Annotated in this window: 22 protein-coding genes; 12 read left to right on the top strand and 10 right to left on the bottom strand. The window is 52.1% G+C overall.

The features are described 5' to 3' along the window. Nucleotides 1-16: 16 nt before the first annotated feature. From OSH01_RS08315 to dhbA, 3 genes are read left to right on the top strand one after another with little or no spacing between them, the layout of a single operon-like run. A complete protein-coding gene (locus OSH01_RS08315; protein ID WP_266123616.1) occupies nucleotides 17-1,222 on the top strand; it encodes an isochorismate synthase in 1,206 nt (401 codons plus the stop codon). A 9-nt stretch (nucleotides 1,223-1,231) separates the two neighbouring features. Then, nucleotides 1,232-1,882 (top strand): isochorismatase family protein, encoded by a 651-nt coding sequence (locus tag OSH01_RS08320; protein ID WP_266123617.1) that lies wholly within the window; start codon nucleotides 1,232-1,234, stop codon nucleotides 1,880-1,882. A gap of 6 nt (nucleotides 1,883-1,888) precedes the next feature. Continuing rightward, nucleotides 1,889-2,665 carry a 2,3-dihydro-2,3-dihydroxybenzoate dehydrogenase gene (gene dhbA, locus OSH01_RS08325; RefSeq protein ID WP_266123618.1) on the top strand — a complete coding sequence of 259 codons (777 nt, stop codon included), beginning with the start codon at nucleotides 1,889-1,891 and terminating at the stop codon, nucleotides 2,663-2,665. Nucleotides 2,666-2,670: 5 nt separating this feature from the next. Here the strand turns inward: dhbA and OSH01_RS08330 are convergent, their stop codons facing one another. The 6 genes from OSH01_RS08330 to apaG form a co-directional block, all read right to left on the bottom strand. Then, nucleotides 2,671-4,278 carry an alpha/beta hydrolase-fold protein gene (locus OSH01_RS08330; protein ID WP_266123619.1) on the bottom strand — a complete coding sequence of 536 codons (1,608 nt, stop codon included), beginning with the start codon at nucleotides 4,276-4,278 and terminating at the stop codon, nucleotides 2,671-2,673. Nucleotides 4,279-4,381: 103 nt separating this feature from the next. Beyond that, nucleotides 4,382-5,959 (bottom strand): EAL domain-containing protein, encoded by a 1,578-nt coding sequence (locus tag OSH01_RS08335; RefSeq protein ID WP_266123620.1) that lies wholly within the window; start codon nucleotides 5,957-5,959, stop codon nucleotides 4,382-4,384. Between the two features lie 262 nt (nucleotides 5,960-6,221). Then, nucleotides 6,222-6,950 carry a DsbC family protein gene (locus OSH01_RS08340; RefSeq protein WP_266123621.1) on the bottom strand — a complete coding sequence of 243 codons (729 nt, stop codon included), beginning with the start codon at nucleotides 6,948-6,950 and terminating at the stop codon, nucleotides 6,222-6,224. A gap of 44 nt (nucleotides 6,951-6,994) precedes the next feature. Continuing rightward, complete coding sequence (locus OSH01_RS08345) at nucleotides 6,995-8,218, bottom strand: FAD-dependent monooxygenase (protein ID WP_376918068.1); 1,224 nt, start codon at nucleotides 8,216-8,218, stop codon at nucleotides 6,995-6,997. Next, on the bottom strand, nucleotides 8,182-9,480 hold the full coding sequence (mltA, locus tag OSH01_RS08350; protein ID WP_266123622.1) for a murein transglycosylase A: 1,299 nt from the start codon (nucleotides 9,478-9,480) through the stop codon (nucleotides 8,182-8,184). The genes OSH01_RS08345 and mltA overlap by 37 nt, the downstream gene beginning before the upstream one ends. A 42-nt stretch (nucleotides 9,481-9,522) precedes the next feature. Beyond that, the gene (apaG, locus tag OSH01_RS08355; RefSeq protein WP_266123623.1) at nucleotides 9,523-9,897 is read right to left on the bottom strand and encodes a Co2+/Mg2+ efflux protein ApaG; all 375 of its coding nucleotides are present in this window, start codon (nucleotides 9,895-9,897) and stop codon (nucleotides 9,523-9,525) included. A gap of 112 nt (nucleotides 9,898-10,009) precedes the next feature. Here apaG and rpe point away from each other — a divergent pair, with 112 nt between their 5' ends. Further along, nucleotides 10,010-10,705 carry a ribulose-phosphate 3-epimerase gene (gene rpe, locus OSH01_RS08360; RefSeq protein ID WP_266123624.1) on the top strand — a complete coding sequence of 232 codons (696 nt, stop codon included), beginning with the start codon at nucleotides 10,010-10,012 and terminating at the stop codon, nucleotides 10,703-10,705. A gap of 26 nt (nucleotides 10,706-10,731) precedes the next feature. On the opposite strand, the gene OSH01_RS08365 is transcribed toward rpe, so the two are convergent. After that, entirely contained in the window at nucleotides 10,732-12,525 is a 1,794-nt protein-coding gene (locus OSH01_RS08365; RefSeq protein ID WP_266123625.1) for a GGDEF domain-containing protein, read from the bottom strand. Nucleotides 12,526-13,253: 728 nt separating this feature from the next. Between OSH01_RS08365 and trpE the strand changes: the two genes are divergently transcribed. The 8 genes from trpE to OSH01_RS08405 all read left to right on the top strand — a co-directional run bounded on the left by trpE (nucleotide 13,254) and on the right by OSH01_RS08405 (nucleotide 20,606). Further along, a complete protein-coding gene (trpE, locus tag OSH01_RS08370) occupies nucleotides 13,254-14,774 on the top strand; it encodes an anthranilate synthase component I (RefSeq protein WP_266123626.1) in 1,521 nt (506 codons plus the stop codon). A gap of 105 nt (nucleotides 14,775-14,879) precedes the next feature. Beyond that, nucleotides 14,880-15,467 (top strand): anthranilate synthase component II, encoded by a 588-nt coding sequence (locus OSH01_RS08375; RefSeq protein ID WP_266123627.1) that lies wholly within the window; start codon nucleotides 14,880-14,882, stop codon nucleotides 15,465-15,467. Beyond that, nucleotides 15,464-16,498: an anthranilate phosphoribosyltransferase gene (trpD, locus tag OSH01_RS08380; RefSeq protein WP_266123628.1), complete on the top strand. Its 1,035-nt coding sequence runs from the start codon at nucleotides 15,464-15,466 to the stop codon at nucleotides 16,496-16,498. Before OSH01_RS08375 ends, trpD begins: the two co-directional genes overlap by 4 nt. Beyond that, on the top strand, nucleotides 16,495-17,289 hold the full coding sequence (gene trpC / locus OSH01_RS08385; protein WP_266123629.1) for an indole-3-glycerol phosphate synthase TrpC: 795 nt from the start codon (nucleotides 16,495-16,497) through the stop codon (nucleotides 17,287-17,289). The genes trpD and trpC overlap by 4 nt, the downstream gene beginning before the upstream one ends. A 3-nt stretch (nucleotides 17,290-17,292) precedes the next feature. Further along, nucleotides 17,293-17,742 (top strand): HIT family protein, encoded by a 450-nt coding sequence (locus OSH01_RS08390; RefSeq protein WP_266123630.1) that lies wholly within the window; start codon nucleotides 17,293-17,295, stop codon nucleotides 17,740-17,742. Between the two features lie 150 nt (nucleotides 17,743-17,892). Further along, nucleotides 17,893-19,641 carry a ribonucleoside triphosphate reductase gene (locus OSH01_RS08395; protein WP_266123631.1) on the top strand — a complete coding sequence of 583 codons (1,749 nt, stop codon included), beginning with the start codon at nucleotides 17,893-17,895 and terminating at the stop codon, nucleotides 19,639-19,641. Nucleotides 19,642-19,676: 35 nt separating this feature from the next. Then, nucleotides 19,677-19,847 (top strand): anaerobic ribonucleoside-triphosphate reductase, encoded by a 171-nt coding sequence (gene nrdD / locus OSH01_RS08400; protein ID WP_266123632.1) that lies wholly within the window; start codon nucleotides 19,677-19,679, stop codon nucleotides 19,845-19,847. 15 nt (nucleotides 19,848-19,862) lie between these two features. Beyond that, nucleotides 19,863-20,606, top strand: a complete 744-nt coding sequence (locus OSH01_RS08405; protein WP_266123633.1) for an anaerobic ribonucleoside-triphosphate reductase activating protein — start codon at nucleotides 19,863-19,865, stop codon at nucleotides 20,604-20,606. Between the two features lie 38 nt (nucleotides 20,607-20,644). Here OSH01_RS08405 and ubiT read toward each other — a convergent pair whose 3' ends face one another. The 3 genes from ubiT to ubiU are packed head-to-tail and all read right to left on the bottom strand — an operon-like array spanning nucleotide 20,645 to nucleotide 23,095. Further along, a complete protein-coding gene (gene ubiT, locus OSH01_RS08410; RefSeq protein ID WP_266123634.1) occupies nucleotides 20,645-21,145 on the bottom strand; it encodes a ubiquinone anaerobic biosynthesis accessory factor UbiT in 501 nt (166 codons plus the stop codon). Next, a complete protein-coding gene (gene ubiV / locus OSH01_RS08415) occupies nucleotides 21,138-22,046 on the bottom strand; it encodes a ubiquinone anaerobic biosynthesis protein UbiV (RefSeq protein ID WP_266123635.1) in 909 nt (302 codons plus the stop codon). The genes ubiT and ubiV overlap by 8 nt, the downstream gene beginning before the upstream one ends. Before the next feature lie 8 nt (nucleotides 22,047-22,054). Continuing rightward, the gene (gene ubiU / locus OSH01_RS08420) at nucleotides 22,055-23,095 is read right to left on the bottom strand and encodes a ubiquinone anaerobic biosynthesis protein UbiU (protein WP_266123636.1); all 1,041 of its coding nucleotides are present in this window, start codon (nucleotides 23,093-23,095) and stop codon (nucleotides 22,055-22,057) included. Between the last annotated feature and the right edge of the window lie 261 nt (nucleotides 23,096-23,356).

The raw sequence follows: 23,356 nt of genomic DNA on the forward strand, positions 1-23,356 counted from the left end.
AGTTGACTGCCACCTTATGCCTATCTCTACTACGTCTATTGAACCGTTAAGCGTTGCTGACTACTTGGCCTCCTACCAAGCAAGTAGCAGCCTTTTTGCTTCACCTTCTACGAGTATTCTGGCCCAGGGCGCGGCCCTCTCCTGCCGAACCAATAACCGCGATGGCCAGTTACTAGCGCGCATACGCCAACTACTCCACCAAGCTGAGCGAGACGGCCTAAAACAGCCCATCATCCTAGGAGCTATACCATTTAATCCCCATAAAAATGGTTTCTTTCGTGTACCGCGCTCTTATGAACTGGCAGGGCCGCTCCATCGCTCAAGCTCGGCCGGCCGCTTACTATCCAGCAATACCGTGCAGCAGCATCGCCTCATTCCCAGCGGCGCACATTACGAACAGATTGTTAGTTCGGGCCTACGCACCATGGCAGAGCAGCATATTAGCAAGTTAGTCTTAGCCCGCGGCCTACAAATAGATTTAGAGCAGGCCCTAGACCGGCATACCGTACTGAGCAATATGCTACAGAGCAATCCGGCCGGTTATACCTATTGCCTGCCCCTAGAGCGCGACGAGCACCATCCGGACCCCGAGACCTTCTTGGGCGCCAGCCCGGAACTGCTTATCAAGCGCATAGGAGATCAAGTGATGGTCAATCCGCTTGCTGGCACATGCGCCCGCGACCCCCGGCCCGACGTAGACCAAGCTCAAGCACAACAGCTACTACAATCGGACAAAGATAGGCGCGAACATGCTTTCGTGATCGACGAAGTCGTACGCATTCTCCAGTTGTACTGCACTGATTTGCAGATTCCCACTGGCCCTAGTCTGACCCACACACGCAACTTATGGCATTTGTCCACCCACATTAGTGGCCGCTTACGGCAGCCGCATGTGAGCTCCTTAGAGCTTGCCCTGGCCATGCACCCCACACCTGCCGTGTGCGGCACACCCACTCACCTCGCCATGCAAGCCATCGAGCAACTCGAACCCGTCGATCGGCAACTGTTTGCAGGCGCTATAGGCTGGAGCGACGCAGCCGGCAACGGCGAATGGGCCGTGGCCATACGTTGTGCCCACTACCGCGAACGCACGCTCACTTTGTCTGCAGGGGCAGGCATCGTACCAGGCTCAGAGCCTGCTTTAGAGCGCTTAGAAACCGGCAATAAACTCATGACGCTCCTAAGCGCATTGGGCCTAACAACCACTATTGATACTTTGTGAGCCTCCTCCATGACCATCCACGCTTTACCCAGCTACATCCTGCCCAACGCCCCCGTCAAAAACAAAGTGAACTGGCTACCCAACGCCAATCGCTGCGCGCTACTGATCCACGATATGCAGGATTACTTTCTCAGTAAGTATGACGTCACTCGCTCGCCCGTACCCGAACTTATTCAGCATATTTCCCAACTACGTCAGGTATGCAAAAGCCTAGGCATCCCAGTTTTTTATACCGCTCAACCTATAAAACAAAACCCTGCCGACCGTGCACTATTAAATGACTTTTGGGGCCCTGGGCTGACCGCCGAAAGCCAGCATCACTTACAGGCAACAACGGCCGCACTTGCCCCGGAGCCGGACGATACCGTGTTATGCAAATGGCGCTACAGCGCCTTTCAACGTTCAGACTTACGTGCACGCTTACAAGCCGTGGGTCGCGATCAACTCATTATCACGGGCATTTATGCTCATATAGGCTGCATGAGCACAGCGTTGGAAGCCTTCATGCAAGATATACAAGCGTTTTTTACCATTGACGCTACGGCAGACTTCTCCCTAGAAGAGCACCTTATGGCCATCAAATACGTATCCCAACGCTGCGGTGTTAGCCTGACCTGTGAACAGATTACCTCCGCCTTAACTCAGCCCGCCGCCCAATAAAAACTTATGCAATCTTCCGAATTTTCTCAACAATGTGTACTGGTAAGCGGTGCAAATAGCGGCATTGGTGCGGCACTTAGCCAACAGCTCTTGGAACAAGGAGCAAGGTTGATCGCGCTTGATCTGCACACCGACCAACTCAACGTGCTCACGCAGCAATATCCCGAACAACTTAGCGCCATTCAGGTAGATGTTAGCCAAGCCCAAGCCGTTCGTGATGCGGTCGAGCAAGGCCAGGAAAAAATGGGCCCTATCGCTAAAGTTGCCTGTGTCGCAGGCGTTCTGCAAATGGGTCAGCTCTGGGAGCTGAGTGCGGCTCAATGGCAGCGCGCGTTTGCGGTCAACACTGACGGTGTCTTTCATGTTTGCCAAGCAGTACTGCCCGGCATGATTGAACGCCGGCACGGCGCTATTGTGAACGTTAGCTCGAATGCTGCCACCACACCGCGCGCCAACATGAGCGCTTACGCCGCCTCTAAGGCCGCCGTAACCCAACTGAGCCGCTGCCTAGGCTTAGAAGTGGCTCAGTACGGCATACGCGTCAATATTGTGTCTCCGGGCTCTACCGATACGGCCATGCAGCAAGCCATGTGGCAACAAGGCAGCTCCAGAGAGACGGTGATAGCGGGCGCACCAGAGCAATTTCGCCTCGGCATTCCACTGGCACGGATAGCCAAACCAGACGATATTGCTCAGGCCATACTGTATTTATTATCTGAGCGGGCGCGCCATATTACCCTGCATGATTTACGCGTCGACGGTGGCGCAACCCTAGATCAATAAGCTAATCAGTTTCTGCTGATCTCCGCGGGCGCCTCTTGATCATCAGCCGTTTTTTTGGGTGCTAGAAAGTGCTCTAGGGCTTGCGGCAATAGGCGCTCCCAACTGATATAGCCATGTGCGGTAGGAGACTCAACATACTTCACTGAATAGTCCTTGGCACGCAGCACATCATACATATGGCGGTTCGCACGCAGCAGCGTCACCCCCTGACTGCCCCGATTATCCTCGTACAGGCCTGCACTCATGAAGATATCCAGAGGGACCTTATCTTGTTCGACAAACTGCCGCACTAACCACTGCGCTTGCTCGTGGGGCCGTCCCCACCAGAATGAGCCCGACATACTTAACACCTTGCCGAAATGCTGCGGCAATTGCAGGCCAAGATTTAAAGCGGCTAAGCCTCCGTAGCTTGAGCCTGCAATAATGGTGTTCTCGGGGCTGGCTTTTACACCATGCTCAGCCATCCAGGGTAAAAGCTCTTGGTCAATAAAATCGACAAAGTCGCCATTATGAGGGGGCAGCTCCTGACCTCTGACTTGCACACTAGGATTGCCCACCAGCACAAGTTTAACGGGCGCTATTTTTCCGGCTTGAATTAAATGATCGACCACAGCTGGGACATTCACGATATTTAAGTAGTCCTCGCCATCGAGCAATACCATGACATGCTCAACCTGCTGGCCATCTGCCAACTTGGGCGTGTAGATGCGTACCTTACGCTGGTTCTCTAGGATAACGCTATTGAAGTCGAACGCCTCCAGCGTGCCCTGCGGCAGGATAGCCGATGGCTCATCCCCTAATAAAGGTTGAGCAGCACGATCCAAGGAAAGCACGGAACGATTGCGAAAGTTATCTCGCACCTGAGGATACAAACGGTGGCTATTGTGCGGGTCAGCCTGCAAGGCAGCACGCCATGCCATCCGGCTATCAACCCCTTGAGGCACATCGGGGGCAAATTGATAACTAAATACCGCATCCCGCGGGAGGTCGTAGGTAATATACCAAATATCGGAGTCCCCTAACTGCTGCATCTGCCCACCATCCATCAAGCTGGGCCCGCCTCGCATTTGCACTCTTTGTCTAGCACCGCGCCATACAAACGTGACCCTATCATGCGTATTACTTAAGCGTTCAATTAACGGGGTACCCACCTGAGCCACATGCGCCCAAAATGCCGCCGTGCTTTCCCCTGTTTGCAAGCGTCGCTGCCACTGACGAATTAAATCGCTTTGTAAAGGCTCGTCGAGCTGCTCCTGTTGGGCACTTAATGGCACAACCTGAGAAATCGTCCACATATAGTTGCCTTGCCCCGTCAGTCGTAGACGATATTCGCCATCAGCCGGTACCACAAAGGCAAACTCACCTTCGCGCTCTGAGGGTAAGCTTAAATCACGCCACAACACACCCTGTGCATCAAACAAGCGTACGCTCACAGCATCGTCTTGCTGCCAGCTACCCTCTACATAGTCGCCCTGATTTAACAGCAGTAAGCGTTCGTGTTGCTCATTCGCCTCTAGGTGCCCTTGTGCCCCTAAGTTAGCTGCTTGAGCGCCCGCTAACCAAAAACACATGCTTGTTACTACTACCTTCACTACCCAGGCTACACTTCGCATCACTGCCCCCGTCTTAATTGCTGGTTACGACACACACAGTATAAGACTAAAATTGCATGGGCTTTACCACGAGAACCTTTATACAAATAAGTAGTAAATAACGCTAATTCGCGTGTGTGCAGGCTAAGGTCAATAACAAGGCATCCCTAGACATCCAGTCTGAGGTTAATAGACCTTGATAATGGGATATTTCCATGCCTAGCGCCAATTCGCGCAACTCAACGCTATCGACGCCTTTTAGTACCGCCTCTAAGCCCAGTTCATGTATCCGATGTAAAGCCAGTTCTAGGCTCATTTTAAACACCGCATCGCCCATGGCTTGTTGGAGTATCGGTGCTTCGAACTTCACACCCACAATCGGCAAATTCTCTAAGGTATTAATTTGTTCAGCAGCCAAGCTCTGCACACTCAAATACACCTTTATCTTGTGTGAACGTAAATAATTTAATATTGAAATATAGCTTGCGTCTAACTCATGATGAGCCTTAAACACCACATCCAAACTTAAGACTTCAAAGCCAAGTTTGCGCTGCAACGATAATTCACACAGACTTTTGTATGTTTGCCGAAGATAATCAGCACTGACTCGCAGAGACACCTGCTGCGATCGCAAACCGTACTCTTGCCACCAACAGTTAATATCATCTAACAAAGCCTCAACGACCCCATCCTCCGTTTGCTTACGCATCAGTGCACTAGGCACTCTGGCCAGCAACTGCTCACTGTCATAGCGCTGTCCGTTTGCTAAGGTCCAATAAGGCTCCGCGTCCACCCCACTGATTTGGCCGGTATTAATAGCAACTTGCACCTGGTAGCTAAACGACTGGGCTCGATTGAACTCGGCGGGGTTGGCCATCAACTCCGCTACTAGCAGGGCTAACTTTTGCTCTGATAGGGCCTCCTCTGTCGGTAAATCTTGTGCATCAGGCTCTACGGCCGCCCCCCGCTCACGGTGGTCGGTAAGCGATTGTAGTGGCCCTGCAAAGGTATATCCCCAACCGTGAACAGACTTAATGGGTAACGCTATACCTCGCTGGCTGGCCTTACGGCGCAGGCGACTAATTAACGAGTCCACTGCACGGCTATCGGCCACATTCATACCTTTATCGCGCATCAGGTCGTCACGACTGATGCGTGCATCAGGTGCGCTTAAAAAGGCATCCATTAACTGTCTCTCACTGTGAGTCAGCTCCAAAGTTAGGCCGTTAGGCGCTAACAGCGTCCAGCCTTTTTCTTGTAACTGCCACGTAGCAGGAAGCTCAGCGCCTTTAACCTGCCCTATGTTAGGCTCGACCCCAACCTCAGCAGTTTGGCTAACGTTCACGCGACGTCGTAGGGCGTGGCTCCAAGCTAAAATTTCTGGGACTTCTACATCCGAGAACAAACAAGCATCGGCGCCCGTCAAAAGTAGCTGCACCCGCTGATCCGTACTTTGCACGCCTGGCAACGCAATAATCCCCAAGGACGGCAGCTCACTGTGCAGACGCGCAACTAAAAGAGACAAAAAGCCTGGCTCTACCGGCAGCACCAGTAAATCCACTGCATCATTACATGCCTGGGGCAACTCGGCCGCGCCACGCAGCATGGTAATCGTTGCGCCATACTGCTCTAACTTCTCTTGTAAAAGAAGTAAGCTTTCTGTCCGCTCAATCACCAGCAATACATTGTTTGCTTGCCTCATATCACTCAACTTTTCACTATACATTTCGACGTTGATGACAAATAACGTCGAAAAACATTACATTAGGACTTAAATTGTGCCCTTTTAAACGCAAAGCAAAAAGTTAAGTTAGGTTAAGCGTCAAAATTACAAATTTTTCTGTTATTTATCAATTAACTATGAAGCCACTATAAAAAAGGCAAATATTATCAAAAGTAATATTTGCCTTACTAGCGTTGCATTTTTCTTGTTGAAACAATACAAATAAAGTTTCGTTCGCCTGCTATTGCTGATCAAGCAGGGGATTCAATTTATCCGCAGGTAACCAACCGCTAATCATTTGCCCATTCGCAAAATAAGTGGCGGGCGTACCCCGTATACCCAACTGCTGCCCTAACGCCAATAGCTCATCCAAAGGGTGATCACAAGTTTTTGCCGCGGGCGCCTTATCACGCAACATCCAATCATTAAGGGCTGCAGCAGGGTCATCCGCGCACCACAGGCTCTCTGCCTTGACACGACTGTCTGCTGACAAGATAGGCATCATCATACTGTAGATGGTTACATTGCTCACTTCGTCTAGGGTTTTATGCATACGCTTACAGAAAGGGCAATTGGGGTCCTCGAACACTACCACTTGACGACTTCCATCGCCTTTAACCAGCTTAATCGCCTTATCAAGCGGGAACTCATCGATCGCCATTTTATTCATTTCTTGCAGGCTTTCTTCCGTCAAGTCCTTGCGAGTTTTACTCTCAAGCAAGGCCCCTTGCAGCACAAACTCTGCTTTGCCATTGGTGTACAGAAGCTCTCTGCCCACCCGTAGTTCATACAGATCGGGAAACACCGTGGCTTTCACGGCCTGTAACTCAATTTCCGGAAAAAACTGCTCAAACGCCGTACGCACCGACTGCTCTTGCTTGGACTCTTCACTCGCCTGGCCCTGTGCTTGCCCTACCATGGCCACCAGTAAGGCGACACCAAATAAGGCTTTGCCCCATAACTGCTTCATATGAACTCCACTCTTACAAATTTGCATAAGCTTATTATGACAGGCTATAAGCCGGTTCCGTTCCCTTGGCCTGCTGCATGCCCAATTAAGCTGCGCTTAATAAAAGGAATACGGTCACATACTCGCATGGCGGTGTTTCTAGCCCAAGACACCGGTAAGCCGGGCACGGCAAACAAACGATATAGGCCATCGGTGGCCAAGCGCATGGCGGCGATAGGCTCGGCGCGTAAGCGGCGATAGCGGTGCAAGACACGTAAATCACCCACTGAACGCATGGCTTCTTTTTGCGTTAGTACGGTCACTAGCGCCTCCACGTCACCGAGGCCTAAATTCAAACCTTGACCTGCCAAGGGGTGCACTCGATGGGCAGCATCACCCACCAAGGCCACACCCGGGGCCACCATACCGCTGCTTTCAAGGGTCAAAGGAAACGCGAATAACTGGCTACGCAGCGTTAACTGCCCCAGTTGCCCGCCGCTAATCGCATAAATTTCCCGTGCTAACTTAGCCTGTCTTTGCGCGGGTTCCATGGCCAAGTAGTGATCAGCCACTTGCTGCGACACCGACCACACCATAGAAACCTGGGCCTGCCCCTGTACGTCGGGCATGGGCAATAAGGCCAGGATAGAATCGCCCGTAAACCATTGTAAAGCGGTGTGCTGATGGGGGCGCTCGGCCTGTAAGTGCGCCACCATGCCGGCATCACCATAAGGTTTAGCTTGATGCGTAATGCCGGCGAGCTCGCGCAGCCGAGAACGCGCGCCATCGGCTCCCACCACCAATTGAGCAGATAGCTGCTGCCCTTTGGCGGTATGGAGGACATTATTTTCTAGGGCCACCAGCGTATCATCATGCCAATCCACACCAAACACCGACAAGGCCTGATGTAAGGCGCGCTCGATTTCACCTGACTCCACAATCCAAGCTAAGTGCTCTTGTGCTGCCTGCCAGGCATGCAAATGCAGGCAAGCCCCACTATCTCCGTACACTTGCATAGACTGCACTGCCGTCAGACGTTTTGCATTCATCAGACGCCAAACACCTAATTTTTCTAGGTAAGCCTGACTCGCTGCGGATAAGGCATAGACGCGCGGATGATAAAACCCTTCCGCCGGTTCAAACCCCTGCCAAGCCGGCGCCAGGATACTGACCGTAAAGCCTGCTTTTTTCAAACTCAGGGCTGTCGCCATACCCACAATGCCCGCCCCACATACCACTACCTGTTCTGCTTTCATCGTGCCCCCGGTGCCCCGGCCTGTCGCGGCCATAACAACCACATTCCACCCGTTTGTTTCATCCGCCCCGCTTTATTGCCAGCCTCATCACCTGTGCCCCAATAAAAGTCAGCTCTTGCCGCCCCTGTGATGGCAGCGCCGGTATCTTGTGCAAACACCAAGCGTTGTAAGGGCTGCTGACTAGCGGGATAAGTAGTAGACAGAAACACGGGGGTTCCTAACGGTACAAACGTGGGGTCCACCGCAATCGCGCGCTCGGCAATCAGCGGAATACCATAGGCCCCTTTGGGCCCAAGCTCAGGATCAACAATAGGCTCCTCGCGGAAAAACACCATTGCCGTATTAACGTTCATCAATTCTTGGGCTCGATGTGGATTGCGCTTGGCCCAAGCTTTAATATTTTGCATGGAAGTTTGCGCTAACGGTAACTCGCCTTGCTTAGCTAGCCATTGCCCTATCGAGGCATAGGGGCGGCCATTATGATCTGCATACGCTAACCGTACTGCCGAGCCATCGGGTAACACAGCACGCCCTGAACCTTGAATTTGCAAGAAAAAACCTTCAATAGGATCTTCTGCCCACACAATCACGGGCGGCTGCCTGTCTGCTTTGGCTACAATATCAGCACGCGCATCGTAAGGCACGACACGATTACCCACCTGTTTACCACGCACCCGCTTGCCTGCCAGCTCGGGGTACAGCCCCCCTAGGTCTATCGTCAACAAATCATCAGGCGCGGCAAATAAGGGCCACTGATACTGGCCGCTACGCTGGCGTGACGCCTTGAGTAGGGGCTCATAGTAGCCGGTCACCGTACCACTGGCGGCCTGCCCATTTGCATTGAGCAAACGCCAAGGACGCAAATGAGTTTGTAAAAACTGACGTATCGCCTGGGTATCCTGACTGTTTTCACCCAAGCCAGAGCTTTTCGCAGCCGCACAAACTGGCTGCCAGGCACGTGGGCTGGCTCGCGCCGGCGTCACTAAAGAGCCGCTCACTGGCCGCATCAAGCCTTTGCAATTGTTCACAAAGCCTTTCCAAACATGATCCAGTTGATCGGTCTGCCAACCGGGTAACACCGACCACTCAACGGCCACATATTTGCCTTTTAAGGCTCGGGCCGGTGTCTCGGGCAGTGCATCTAGACTGGGGACTCGTAACGGCTGCAAGGCTAGCTCGGGATCTGTGCCCGCGCTCGGCGTAGTTGTGGACGAACCAGTAGAGGGCTCTAGGACCACACTAGAACACGCGCTGAGCAACAAGCTAAGCGTAGCGACTACATAAATAACTTTCATACGGCGGTAGCAGGCAAAAGAAAATGAGCAAAAAAACAGGACTCAATGCAGAGTACGCGGAAAATGCAAAGAGACTTCATGGATGGGAACCTCAAAGGGCACGCCGTTTTCCCCCACGCAATGGTAGACGCCACGCATCGTACCCATGGGCGTACGTAACGGGCAGCCACTGGTGTACTCGAACGACTCACCTGGCCGAATCACAGGCTGTTGCCCCACCACCCCTAAACCGCGTACCTCTTGTACTTGCTGATCGGCATCGGTGATGACCCAGTGGCGACTAATAATTTGCGCTAACTCTGGGCCATGATTAGTAATTCTAACGGTATAAGCGAACACATATTGTTGTTGATCTGGCTCCGACTGCTCGGGCAAATACCTAGGCATAACCTGCACTTCAATGTGCTCTGGTTTCATATTGTTTATCCATAAACTACAGTTATCATGTCAGCACTGTACTTTGCGCTGCTTAAAACTACAATAATGACATAGACCCCAACTTTAATGTAGCCACACCTTGCACCGCCTTATGTCATCACCTACCACCACACGCATCGCCCCCAGCATTCTCGCGGCTGACTTCACTCGCCTCGGAGAAGAAGTTAACAGTGTTTTAGCTGCTGGCGCCGACTGGATACACTTTGATGTCATGGACAATCACTTTGTACCCAACTTAAGTTTTGGCCCCATGATTTGCGCCGCTATTCGTCCCTTAAGCTCCGCTGTCATCGACGTGCACCTCATGGTAGAGCCCGTCGATGCCATCATCCCCGCTTTTGCTAAGGCCGGAGCCAACTACATCACCTTCCACCCCGAAGCATCCCGGCACGTCGATCGCAGCCTAGCGATGATCCGCGACCTAGGTTGTAAAAGCGGTTTAGTTTTTAACCCTGCTACCCCGCTAGACTGGATGGACCATGTGATGGATAAAATTGATATGGTGCTACTCATGTCAGTCAACCCCGGCTTTGGCGGCCAATCCTTCATTCCTCATACCCTAGAAAAAATTCGCTTGGCACGTCAAAAAATTGATCGCTGGCACGAGCAAGGCGGGCACGAAATTTTGCTTCAAGTGGACGGCGGCGTGAACGTAGACAACATCGCTGAAATCCGGGCGGCCGGAGCGGACACCTTTGTAGCAGGCTCGGCGATATTCAACCAGCCTGACTACGCCCAAGTGATACAAGCCATGCGGGCTGAAATTCACAAAGGAGAAACCCGCTAAACCAACGCTAAAAGCATACCGCAGGCTTACTCCAAAGCCTGCCTTAGTGCTAAGGGGTGTCGCTGCTCTATGTGCATAGCGTTACCCGTCATTTTTTTCGCCTTAGCCTTTGCGGCACTTGCTAAGTCAGCCACCAACGAAGCCGTATATAAAGCAGGCTGATCAATCACTACTATGCCTAACGACACATGGATAAGCGTATGGAATACAGCCATTCCTTTTCTGTCTTCGGCTATATAGCCTCCCGCCAAAACATGTTCATCACGATACAAATGGCGTAAGACTTGCGGCACCGCATCTAATATTTGCTGACAGCGCTGACGCCAGTCTGGACTGCGGAAAATAATAATAAAATCATCGCCCCCCACATGACCAACAAAATCTTGATCCTCACACGCATGACGTTGCAACAGAGTGGCCACCACCTGCAAAACATCATCGCCTTTGCGATAGCCGTATAAGTCGTTATAAGGTTTAAAATTGTCTAAATCAACGTAGCAAACCGCACACGCCGTACCTTGCCTTAACAAAAAATCCAGATGCTCGTTAATAGGCACATTACCGGGTAGCTGCGTTAACGGATTGGCATAGCGCGCCGTATGCATTTGCAAACGCGTGATTTCTCGCATGAGTTCAGCGCTAGATCCCACCCCCGCATACACCCCTTGCTGAGTGATAATAAACCCATCAGACATATAGTGTTGCGGGCCTTGGGCAACGATCTCACCCAAATCCAACAAATTGGTAGCAATATCGACAATCAGAGGCTGATCTTGGATAAATTTAGAGCACGGCTTATTACCGTAAAGCTCGCGGTGATAAAGACGTGCCCATTGGTCATATAACTGCGCGCGCCGCAGTATGCCTAAGGGTACCCCCGCCTTCAAGACCACCACCGATTGCAAAGATGCCTGACGCTGAAAAAGCTCATAGACCTGATTCGTGGGAACGGTGTGCTCTACAGCAGGCGCATCTTGCAATAACTGGGCTGCAGTCAAATTACGCTCTCGGGTCAATAAAGGCCGCCGCCAACGACTGGCCCTAGGCCAATGCCCAAACAGAGGTTTAATTTCTGCGGCAATCTCTTTGTGGGGCTGATAAGCAGGACGAGCTAAGAAATAACCCTGCCCACAGCGTACCCCTATATGCTGCAACATCTGCAGCTCGGCAGCAGTTTCTATGCCCTCTGCCACCACAATAGAGTTGGCATGCTCAGCAATATCACAGATAGACCGCACGAGCTGCTGCTTGAGCACATCGGTATCAATACTAGAAACAAAATGCCTGTCTATTTTCACGTATTCGGGCTGTAGCTCAGACCACAAGCGCAAGCATGAGTACCCCTCGCCTAGGTCATCAATCGCAAACTCCAACCCGCTGCTACGCAACTGCGCAATCGCGCGGTTTAAATCATGATAGTTATCAGCGCGTTCGGTTTCGGTCAGTTCCATCACAATACGTTGAGGATCTAAACCTGCTAGATGGGTGCAGTAATTCAAGCCGAAATTGGGAGTTTCAGTCAAATCGCTAAAAAGCATCAGCACGACATCAGGGCTAGAGTTCAAAAACAGCTTACCCTGCAAGCCTTGTTGCAAAAAACCCAGCACATGCAGGCGACAGCATAGTTCTTCTAGTTCTTTTAATCGGCCCAGTTCACGCGCGGTTTGAAATAAAGTGGCCGGCACGAAGTCATTGGATAGGTGAGGCACTCGAACCAAACCTTCGTAGCCCACGAACTCACCACTGCGCAAATCAACAATAGGCTGAAATACCGAAGTAATCTTTTTTTCTTTGAGTATTTGATGAAAAATGTCATGCATCACGCGTACGCCTCAGGACACGCACAATATGATGGTGTTTTTATGTGGAGCATCAGAGCCTGATGCTCAAGGTGCTCACTACACCGCCTGACTGTTACTAAGCAAGACATAATAAACACTACTGCTGCATCCTAGGGAGAGTGGACTCTGTAAGCAGCAAGCGGCACTGAAGAAGCGTTAATTCATATAAAAAACTGCTCAGTTGCCGCATTGCCTACTCAACCGTCTAGATCTTGCCTGGCTACACTGGCAGCCGTATTACAAGACAAGGCCTGAACATTCCTCCACTGCTACAATATATAGGCAATTGGCGTTTTTCGATAGCCTATAAACTCCCTAATTCTCCCCTCTTTTCGCCTATTTGAAAGGCATTCTCTTCACTATCTTGCGTAAACCTTGGGTACTTTGCCTACGCTAAGGATATACAAAGCCACAAAAGCAGTGGTATAGTTCAAGAATACTTAACGTCGCTCTGTTCACAAAGCGCATTGGCCAAATTAACTTATTCAGTTTTACACCACAACATGTTTACTGCCCTTAATCACTATCCCACTTACGGCGCTTATTGGCGCTGGTGGCGTTCGTGTTCCGGGACTGTGTAAACCTGTCGTTGTATCTACCGCTTACTATCTAGCGGTCTTTATCAGGAAGTAGCCCGGAAACCGAAAGTGCCGGGCTATTTTTTTATTGTCCCGGCTTGTCGTACCCTCAGACTCACCGAGACTCTCATGACCGAAATAGAATTTAACGCGCTAAGTTCGCAAGGCTTCAACCGCATTCCCTTAATTGCTGAGACTTACGCAGACCTGGACACCCCGCTGTCCATTTATCTGAAACTTGCTCACAACGGACCCGAAGGCGGACGTTACTCTTGTTTGCTGGAGTCCGTGGTCGGTGGCGAGCAATTCGGACGTTACTCATTTATTGGCCTACCCGCCAAAACCATCCTACGTAGCCAAGATCAGCTCACTGAAGTCGTGCATCAAGGCGAAGTCATAGAATCCCACCAAGGCGACCCCTTAAGCTTTATCGAGTCATACATGGCGCGTTACAAAGTAGCCTTGCGCCCCGGCATGCCCCGCTTTGCTGGTGGCTTGGCAGGATACTTCGGCTACGACGTGGTCCGTCATATCGAGCCTAGCTTAGGCGCAGCCCCAAAGCCTTATCCCGACGGCCAAGAAGGTGGTGTGCCCGACATCATGCTGCTGCATGTGGATGAGCTGGTCATCGTCGACAACTTGGCCGGTCGCACCTACCTGTTGGTGTATGCCGACCCAACCAAACCCGAGGCCTACACCCAAGCCAAGCGTCGACTCAAAGAGTTGCGCGAAAAGCTACGCGCTCCGGTGGTCATCCCTTACGCTTACGCCAGCGTACAAACCGAGATTCAGCGCGACTTTGACAAGCAAGACTACCTAGAAGCAGTGCTCAAAGCCAAAGAGTACATTGCGGCGGGCGATCTGATGCAAGTGCAAGTGGGCCAAGTGATTAGCAAACCCTTTCGCGACTCACCCTTATCGCTCTATCGCGCACTGCGTTCGCTCAACCCTTCGCCCTACATGTACTACTGGAATTTCGACGATATCAAAGTGGTAGGCTCATCCCCCGAAATTCTAGTCCGCCAAGAAGAGCAAAGCGTTGAAGGCGAGCCGCAGCAAATCGTCACGATTCGTCCTCTAGCCGGTACACGTAAACGTGGTGCCACACCCGAGGAAGACGCAGCGTTGGCCGCCGAGTTGCAGGCCGACCCCAAAGAGCGCGCCGAACACCTGATGCTCATCGACTTGGCACGCAACGACATCGGCCGCATCGCCAAAACAAGCACAGTCCAAGTCACTGACACCATGAGCGTAGAGCGTTACTCCCACGTTCAGCACCTTGTCTCTAATGTATGCGGCGAACTCCAAGAGGGGCTCACCAATATGGACGTACTGCGCGCCAGCTTTCCTGCCGGCACACTCACCGGCGCCCCAAAGGTACGGGCCATGGAATTGATTGATGAGCTTGAGCCGGTGCGCCGCGGTATTTACGGAGGGGCGGCCGGCTACATCAGTTACAGCGGTGAAATGGATCTGGCCATCGCCATTCGTACAGGCGTGGTCAAAGACGGCATGCTTTATGTACAAGCAGCCGCGGGTGTTGTCGCCGACTCAGACCCTGAAATGGAATGGCAAGAAACCGAAGCCAAAGCACGCGCCGTACTGCGTGCTGCCGAACAGGTACAAGCGGGTTTGGATGAGCCCATTTAAATCAACGCTTAACCGGTAGCCTAGCCGGCCTATCACAGCCGGCCTAGCTAACAACAGTTTCTTCGACCTTCACGTCAAACGTCGCCTTTCCCTTTCGAGGTAGCCATGCATAAAGTATTCATGCTCGATAATTACGACTCTTTCACCTACAACCTGGTTCAGTATTTTGGAGAATTGGGCACTGAAGTCATTGTTCGTCGTAATGACCAAGTCAGTATTGCTGAGATTGAAGCGCTTAATCCCACTCATATTTGTATCTCTCCTGGGCCTAAGTCCCCTTCCGAAGCGGGCTTGTCGCTCGACGTGATACAGCATTTTGCAGGTAAAAAACCTATACTGGGCGTGTGTCTAGGCCATCAGGCTATCGGACAGGCATTTGGCGGCCGCATTATCCGTGCGCAGCAAATTATGCACGGTAAAGTGTCCCCTATTACCCACAGCGGTACCGATCTATTTAGCGCCTTACCCAGCCCGTTCCAAGTAACCCGTTATCACTCATTAGCTATCGAGCGTGCGAGCTTGCCCGAGTGTTTAACCATTACTGCCGAAACAGCCGATGGAGAGATTATGGGCATTCGTCATAAAACCTTACCCATTTATGGCGTACAGTTTCATCCTGAGTCCATCCTTAGCGAGCATGGCCATGCCTTGCTGAAAAACTTTCTTGAACTACCCTTGGCGGTACACGCATGACTACTATCACCCCCACGGAAGCATTAGTCCGCTGTATTGAACACCGCGAGATATTTCATGACGAAATGCTCCACCTGATGCGCATGCTAATGCGGGGCGAAATGTCACCCCAAATCGCCAGCGCCCTCCTAATGGGCCTACGAGTAAAAAAAGAAAGCGTAGGCGAAATCACTGCGGCAGCACAAGTGATGCGTGAGTTTGCGACTCCCGTCGTCACGCCCTACCCTGATCAGTTACTGGATATGTGCGGCACCGGCGGTGACGGCTCCAACACCTTCAACATTTCCACCGCTGCTATGTTTGTCGTGGCGGCCACAGGCGCCAAAGTCGCCAAACATGGCAACCGCAGTGCCTCTTCCTCGTCAGGCAGTGCCGATGTCCTAGAAACCCTAGGGGTGCGGCTCGACCTTACACCCGAGGAAGTCTCCCAAAGCATCGAAGATACCGACATAGGCTTCATGTTTGCGCCTGCTCACCATGGGGCGATGGCCAATGTGGCCGCAGTACGTAAAGAGCTAGGGGTACGCACGCTATTTAATATTTTGGGCCCACTCACCAACCCTGCCAATGCGGCCAACCAGCTCATGGGGGTTTTCCACGAAGACCTCGTCGGCATACAAGTGCGCGTGATGCAACGTTTAGGCGCCAAACATGTACTGATTGTGCACGGCAAAGACGGCATGGACGAAGCCTCATTAGGGGCCTCTACCCTAGTGGGCGAGCTCAAAGACGGACACGTCAAAGAATACCTGATTCACCCTGAAGACTACGGTCTGAATATGGCATCGAATCGCTGCATCCGTGTCAACAGCAGCCAAGAGTCGGCTGACATGATACTGGCAGCCTTGAACAATCAGCCCGGCACCGCTCGCGATATCGTTGGTCTTAACGCGGGCCTAGCCATCTATGCCGCCAACCGTACGGCCACCATCGAAGAAGGGCTAACCCTTGCATTCGAAACACTGGCTAACGGCGCCGCTCGTGACAAGCTGGAGCAATTCAGCGCTTATACCCGGAAGTTAAAAGCATGAACGATATACTCGCGCAAATCTTGGAGACAAAAAAATCCGAAGTCAATGCTGCTCGCCAACTTCGTAGCCAGTCCGACCTGCTACGAGAGGCCAAAAACCGCCAAGACCTACGCGGTTTCAGCCAAGCCATTGAAGAGAAAATTGCTCAAGGCAAACCCGCCATTATTGCCGAAGTGAAAAAGGCATCACCGTCTAAAGGCATCATACGCCCCAGCTTTGAGCCTGCCAGCATAGCCAGTAGCTACGCGGCGCACGGTGCAGCCTGTTTATCGGTACTTACCGACGTACAATACTTTCAGGGCTCATCCGACCACTTGCGTCAAGCTCGTGCTGCATGTTCCTTGCCCGTACTACGCAAAGATTTCATTATTGATCCCTACCAAATCATTCAAGCGCGGGCGCTGGGGGCAGACTGTATTTTACTGATTGTCGCCGCCCTGGAACCCACGCAAATGCAAGAGCTAGAAGCAGTGGCCATCGAGCTAGGTATGGACGTGCTGGTAGAAGTACACGATCACAGCGAACTAGAAGCTGCCCTGCAACTTCATACTCGTCTGCTAGGTATTAACAACCGTAATCTGCGCACGTTCGAAACCAGCATTCAAAACACCCTAGACCTGCTGCAATATATCCCGGCCGATAAGCGCGTGGTCACAGAAAGCGGTATTTTGACTCCTGCCGATGTTCAAACTATGCGCGACCATCACGTCAACGCCTTTCTCGTAGGTGAAGCCTTCATGCGACAAGAAGACCCCGGTGTCGCGCTGCAAGACATGTTTTTTGCTTCCTAAGCCATGGGCCTCGCACCTTGCTCCTTGTGCCACCCCGCTCAAACGCTTTGGGCGGGCAGTCAGTTTTACGTACTCGCGGTCGACAACAGCCCGTTCCCGGGCTATACACGCGTAGTATGGCAAGCGCACCACGCCGAAATGAGCGATTTATCTCGCCTTCAGCGCCATGCGCTGATGGATGCAGTCCACATGGTGGAAACCACTCAACGCGAGCTGCTGCACACCGATAAAATCAATCTGGCACAATTTGGCAATCAAGTGCCGCATCTACATTGGCATATTATTCCGCGCTGGAAAGACGACCCCTACTTTCCCGATTCCGCGTGGTCCCCGCCGCCCGAACGCAGCCTTGTGCAACAAAACGCCTGGCTCAGTCATGAGCACACGTTACAGCAAACGCTGCACGCCTACTGGTCAACCCTGCAGTCTAGGCTAGAAGCCGCCTTTGCCTAACCCTAACCAGCGCTAGCCCTACTCTATCTATAGGGTAGGGTGACACGGTGTTTAATCTAGATCAAAGCCGGCCCTTATTCTGCTCCCCCTCCCAGCAAACACAATATATAGTGGTCAACAGAAATTTAAACACTATATATAGGGTTTTCTATGGCCAGTTCCACGTCTGCCGTGCCTACCACACGGCTTGCCCCCAAGCTTGATGTCATACGCTCCATCACTGAATATCTGCAACAAGAAGATTGGCGCGTCAACGCCAATGCCAACCAAGGCTACTCCTTAGGCGGCTTAATTCTCAATACCTCAGGAAAAATGATCGCCAATTACTGGCTCAGTCATCTTTACCCCGAAGCCATAGGACAAGCTCACCGCAATGGTGATTTCCATATTCATGACCTAGATATGCTGGCTGGGTACTGCGCTGGCTGGTCACTACGCACCCTTTTGCATGAAGGCTTTAACGGCGTACCGGGCCGCATCGAGGCCGCGCCCCCTAAGCATATGTCTAGCGCGGTAGGTCAAATCGTCAATTTCTTAGGAACGCTACAAAATGAATGGGCTGGTGCCCAGGCATTTAGCTCTTTCGACACCTATATGGCCCCTTTTGTGCGCCATGACCAAATGAGCTATGCCCAAGTGCATCAATGCATGCAAGAACTAGTCTATAACCTAAATGTGCCTTCCCGCTGGGGCACCCAAACCCCGTTCACCAACCTAACCTTCGACTGGACCTGCCCTGATGACCTGCGTGCGCAAGTGCCTGTTATAGCGGGTCAGGAAATGCCCTTCAGCTACGGCGAGCTGCAAGCTGAAATGGACATGATTAACCAAGCCTACATCGAGGTCATGATGCAAGGCGATGCACTGGGGCGCGTCTTCACCTTCCCCATTCCCACCTATAACATTACCCCCGATTTCGATTGGCACAGCCCCAATAGCCAACGCCTGTTCGAAATGACAGCCAAGTACGGCCTGCCTTACTTCCAAAACTTCATCAACTCCGAGCTTAAACCCAATATGATCCGCTCGATGTGTTGTCGTTTGCAACTGGATCTGCGCGAATTACTAAAACGCGGCAATGGCCTATTTGGTTCCGCCGAACAAACGGGCTCGTTAGGGGTAGTCACCATCAATTGCGCCCGTCTGGGCTACCTGTATGCCCAAGATGAAACGACGCTATATGCACGCCTAGACGAACTGCTGGATCTGGGCCGCGACAGCCTGGAAATCAAGCGCACCGTCATCCAGCAACATATGGATGACGGCTTATTTCCCTATAGCAAACGTTACCTAGGCACGCTACGCAATCATTTCTCTACCTTAGGCGTTAACGGTATAAACGAAATGATCCGCAACTTTAGCCATGATGAGCACGACATCACTACGCCATGGGGGCACGCTTTTGCTTTACGTCTACTGGATCACATACGGGCAAAAATGGTCCAATACCAAGAATCCACCGGCCATATGTACAACCTAGAGGCCACGCCGGCAGAAGGTACCACCTATCGCTTTGCCAAAGAGGATCGCACCCGTTGGCCCCACATTCTACAAGCCGGTACCGCCGCTAACCCTTACTACACCAACTCGTCGCAATTGCCCGTGGCTTACACCGACGACCCGTTTGAAGCCCTAGAAAAACAAGACTCCTTACAGCGTAAATATACCGGCGGCACGGTACTACACCTGTACATGAACGAAGCCGTCTCAAGTGCCCAGGCTTGCCAACGCCTTGTTCAGCGTGCCCTTGAACGCTTTTCCCTGCCCTACCTTACCATCACCCCCACTTTCTCTATTTGTCCCCAGCACGGATACCTATCGGGTAAGCATCACTTTTGCCCCAAATGTGATGCGCAATTGCTGGCCAAAAAACGTCAGCAGCTTCCCCAGTCTGCCTAAGTCATACTTAGGCCCCCTAATATAGGAGTCATCTCATGTCAGAAAAACACCCTATCCTCGCCGACCACGAGCGCCAAGTATGCGAAGTATGGACCCGCGTAATGGGCTACCATCGGCCTATGCAATCGTTCAATATAGGCAAAAAAGGCGAGTTCCAAGAACGCCAATACTTTACCGAAGCCCAGACCAAACAGCCCCAACGCTAGTCATCCCACACGGCCATGAGTCTTCTGTCTAATGCTCGTTGCGTACAGCATCCACCTCGTTCAATTCGTATTGGCGGGGTGGCTCCTTACTCCAGCAGTGATTATCCCGGCCAACTGGCAGCAGTTATTTTTATTCAAGGCTGCCCGTGGCGTTGCGCCTATTGCCATAACCCACACTTACAACCACGACGTCTTGACCACGCCCACGATTGGGCTGACGTGCTGCAATTACTACAGCGCCGTATAGGTTTGTTAGATGGAGTGGTTTTTAGCGGTGGTGAACCCACTATTGACCCATTCCTAACGCTGGCCGTTCATCAGGTAAAAGACATGGGTTTTAAAGTAGGTATGCATACCGCGGGCATGTATCCGCAGCGCTTACAAGCCTTGCTCCCCCTGCTAGACTGGGTGGGCTTAGATATCAAAACTGATTTTCAGGCTTACGACGCCCTAACAGGGGTTAAAAACAGCCATCTTGGGCCGCAGCGCTGCCTGCATCTGTTACAGCACAGTCAACTGAGTTACGAGTGTCGTACCACCATACATCCAGCGCTACACAGCCCAGAAACAATCCTAACGCTGGCGCAACAATTAAAACAGTACAAGGTAGAACACTTTGCGCTACAAGTGTTTCGCCCACAAGGCTGCCAAAACACCGCTCTGAACGCAACCGGCCAAGCCATGATTGACTATCCCAGTCACGCATTGTGCCAGCAACTGGGAGAGCTTTTTCCGCAATTCACCCTTAGACCTGCCTAAATCGCTAGCCTGTTCCCCAAAACAGGCCAGCTTTCAAGCTACCTCTGCTTTGTCGCCGCCGGCATAAAACGGCCCCTCGCTTTTTGGCCTAACCGTGCTAAGGTGGCACGCCATAACTGCTGAGCGCCCAACTCGCTCAGATCAATCGCATCCATCGTGTTTTTCACCATCAGCCCCAACTCTGTATCGCCTTCAATACGTAAACGGCGATGAAAAAACAGCGTGTCTGGGTCTTCATCGCGACGCAACAACTGATAAAAATCCCATAATGTTGCACTAAGGCATAAATCAGGGGTAACTGCTGGGCGATACACCGCCTCAAAACCTTGCTGGTTCCAGGTGTAGTCAAACACCCACTGAGTATCCAGCACCTGCACCCGTAGCAAACGCCCCGCTAATTGAGTGCGTATATCGTCAGGCAAATGGGGGCGTAACCAGGTATTTAAGCCTGCTACGAATAACCATGCGCCGGGCGCGCGCGGAAAACGGGCGCATACTTGCGCCAATAAAGGCGGCAATGTTGGCGTAGAGTTAGCCATGTATTTGTCCTCCTGTGTCGTTAATTTGCGCTAGCCCTGCGCGGGCATGCCAATAGCCATTGCAGCTTTTGTCAGGCATGAAAGCCACTAGCTGTGGGTACGCCTGCTGCGCTGTGATCTGCCCCATGCTTACCGCGTGGTACAGAGACACCACCTGCCCCATGTGCTGCGATTGCGGACTTAACCTAATTACCTGCACGCCTAACGCTTGCAGCTCAGGCAATTCAAGCATCAAACTATGCACCTTGGCCGATTGGGTTTGTATGCCATTAATAGTCAAAAAACTTTCCCCTTCACGGGTATGGAGCACCAAGCCATCAGGATACTCTTGGCACACGTATTGGCAGTTATCTTTAGGCAAATTACGGTAACGCGCACTAAAACAACGTGCCGAAAACGCTAGGGGCATACGGCCATACGCGAATATCTCGGTAGCTAAAGCCGCCGGTGCATGGGCGAGCAAGGACTGCAATTGCGCCGCCCCCATTTCTAGGGGCATAACCCAGCGGCACGCGCCAAGCTCATGCATGCACTGCAAACTAGGCGGGCTATATACATTCAAATAGGGCCCTGCCACAAAGCGCTTGCCTTGTAAGCTGTGCACCGCCCCCATATCGTTCGCCTCAACCATATAGTCGGGGTTTGCACACACCTGCTCTAGCACTTTCATATCTTTGTTGGACTCCAACAAAGTCTGGGTCGATAACACCACCTCTTTGCCTGCGGCGCTAAGCATGGCAGCCACCTCCAGCCAATCGTTAAAGCGCATTGCATGGCGTCTGGAACACACATTTTCGCCCAGATAGACAATATCCACAGGCCACTCGCAGGCCTGCTCATAGAACTGCAGCACCGCTAGGCGGCTCCAGTAATAATGTAAAGGTCCTAAAGACAATTTCATAAAGCCTCCTATTTCCACGGGCGATGATAAGCACCCAAAGTTTGCTGTTGCCCCTCGGATACGTTGGATAGGGCTTGCATCCACGCAGGATGCACCGAATATCGCCGTGGCTGAGCGCGCGCTTGATCAATCGCTGCCCGCCATACTTGGGTCACCTGCGCCACATAGGCAGGGCTACGTTGACGCCCCTCGATCTTGATCGCTTTCACCCCCGCCGCCATAAGCTCTGGCAACAAGGAAAGCGTATTTAAACTGGTGGGTTCCTCGAGAGCATAATAGTTTTCATCGCCCACATTAAAACGACCTTTACATAAGGTGGGATAGCCCGCGTTTTCTTGTGCCCCATAACGATCAATTAACACATGGTTTAAACGCGACTCCAAGCCCGCTGCCGTCTCTTGCCAGCGCACATACTTAGCGGGTGAACAGACCCCATGGGTATTGGGTGATTCGCCCGTAACATAAGAGGACAAAGCGCACCGCCCTTCCACCATGACGCACAGGCTGCCAAACCCAAACACTTCAATTTCTACCGGCACCTGCTGGCATAATTGTTCCACCTGCTGCATGGCCAATACCCGCGGCAACACGGCACGTTGTATACCAAAGTGTTCATAATAAAAACGGATGGCCTGGGCATTGGTAGCCGAGCCTTGAACGGACAAATGCAAACGCAAATGGGGATACTGACGCGCGCTATAGGCCAGCAAGCCTAGGTCAGCCATAATAATGGCGTTAACCCCTGCTTCAACCGCCCTATCTACCGCCTCTTGCCAGCTAGACCAAGAACTAGCTTGCGGATAGGTATTTAAGGCCAGCAGCACCTGTCGTCCGCGCTCATGCGCATACCGTATTCCGGTTGCAATGGCTTGAGCGTCAAAATTAAGCCCGGCAAAGTTACGCGCATTCGTCGCGTCCCTAAAGCCTAAATACACACTGTCTGCGCCGTTATCAACGGCTGCTTTTAAAGCCGGTAAGCTCCCGGCGGGACACACCAGCTCTATACCTTGGTCGTCATGGGGGGACGAGCCACCTAAAACAAACGCCATCGCGCAATTCTCCTGTGCTGAACAAGTAAAAAAGGTGCCGCACCCCCCGTTTGGCAACCTTTCATACTATGCTGGAAAATCCCCCTTGGCGCCTTACGCCATATCAAGTGCAGCGCAAGAAAATACCAAACGGCGCCAGCACTGTCCTTTCATAGAACCGTGCCGGCGGCTTACTGCAGTGGTGATATCGGTACTGCTACAGCGGACGTAGGAGTTGATGGAGATGTTAACTATATCGTCATAGGCACTGCCGAACCTGCT

Origin of the sequence: Alcaligenes endophyticus (assembly GCF_026344035.1) — a bacterium.
Classification (GTDB): domain Bacteria; phylum Pseudomonadota; class Gammaproteobacteria; order Burkholderiales; family Burkholderiaceae_B; genus Alcaligenes; species Alcaligenes endophyticus.

Bases quoted from the DNA above. Each gene is read 5' to 3' on its own strand.
- mltA (WP_266123622.1), bottom strand. From the start codon at position 9,480: ATGAAAGTTATTTATGTAGTCGCTACGCTTAGCTTGTTGCTCAGCGCG.
- OSH01_RS08330 (WP_266123619.1), bottom strand. From the start codon at position 4,278: ATGCGAAGTGTAGCCTGGGTAGTGAAGGTAGTAGTAACAAGCATGTGT.
- trpC (WP_266123629.1), top strand. From the start codon at position 16,495: ATGAACGATATACTCGCGCAAATCTTGGAGACAAAAAAATCCGAAGTC.
- ubiV (WP_266123635.1), bottom strand. From the start codon at position 22,046: ATGAAATTGTCTTTAGGACCTTTACATTATTACTGGAGCCGCCTAGCG.
- OSH01_RS08375 (WP_266123627.1), top strand. From the start codon at position 14,880: ATGCATAAAGTATTCATGCTCGATAATTACGACTCTTTCACCTACAAC.
- ubiU (WP_266123636.1), bottom strand. From the start codon at position 23,095: ATGGCGTTTGTTTTAGGTGGCTCGTCCCCCCATGACGACCAAGGTATA.
- OSH01_RS08405 (WP_266123633.1), top strand. From the start codon at position 19,863: ATGAGTCTTCTGTCTAATGCTCGTTGCGTACAGCATCCACCTCGTTCA.
- OSH01_RS08395 (WP_266123631.1), top strand. From the start codon at position 17,893: ATGGCCAGTTCCACGTCTGCCGTGCCTACCACACGGCTTGCCCCCAAG.
- nrdD (WP_266123632.1), top strand. From the start codon at position 19,677: ATGTCAGAAAAACACCCTATCCTCGCCGACCACGAGCGCCAAGTATGC.
- trpD (WP_266123628.1), top strand. From the start codon at position 15,464: ATGACTACTATCACCCCCACGGAAGCATTAGTCCGCTGTATTGAACAC.
- OSH01_RS08320 (WP_266123617.1), top strand. From the start codon at position 1,232: ATGACCATCCACGCTTTACCCAGCTACATCCTGCCCAACGCCCCCGTC.
- OSH01_RS08335 (WP_266123620.1), bottom strand. From the start codon at position 5,959: ATGAGGCAAGCAAACAATGTATTGCTGGTGATTGAGCGGACAGAAAGC.
- dhbA (WP_266123618.1), top strand. From the start codon at position 1,889: ATGCAATCTTCCGAATTTTCTCAACAATGTGTACTGGTAAGCGGTGCA.
- OSH01_RS08340 (WP_266123621.1), bottom strand. From the start codon at position 6,950: ATGAAGCAGTTATGGGGCAAAGCCTTATTTGGTGTCGCCTTACTGGTG.
- apaG (WP_266123623.1), bottom strand. From the start codon at position 9,897: ATGAAACCAGAGCACATTGAAGTGCAGGTTATGCCTAGGTATTTGCCC.
- rpe (WP_266123624.1), top strand. From the start codon at position 10,010: ATGTCATCACCTACCACCACACGCATCGCCCCCAGCATTCTCGCGGCT.
- OSH01_RS08390 (WP_266123630.1), top strand. From the start codon at position 17,293: ATGGGCCTCGCACCTTGCTCCTTGTGCCACCCCGCTCAAACGCTTTGG.
- OSH01_RS08365 (WP_266123625.1), bottom strand. From the start codon at position 12,525: ATGCATGACATTTTTCATCAAATACTCAAAGAAAAAAAGATTACTTCG.
- ubiT (WP_266123634.1), bottom strand. From the start codon at position 21,145: ATGGCTAACTCTACGCCAACATTGCCGCCTTTATTGGCGCAAGTATGC.
- OSH01_RS08345 (WP_376918068.1), bottom strand. From the start codon at position 8,218: ATGGCCGCGACAGGCCGGGGCACCGGGGGCACGATGAAAGCAGAACAG.
- OSH01_RS08315 (WP_266123616.1), top strand. From the start codon at position 17: ATGCCTATCTCTACTACGTCTATTGAACCGTTAAGCGTTGCTGACTAC.
- trpE (WP_266123626.1), top strand. From the start codon at position 13,254: ATGACCGAAATAGAATTTAACGCGCTAAGTTCGCAAGGCTTCAACCGC.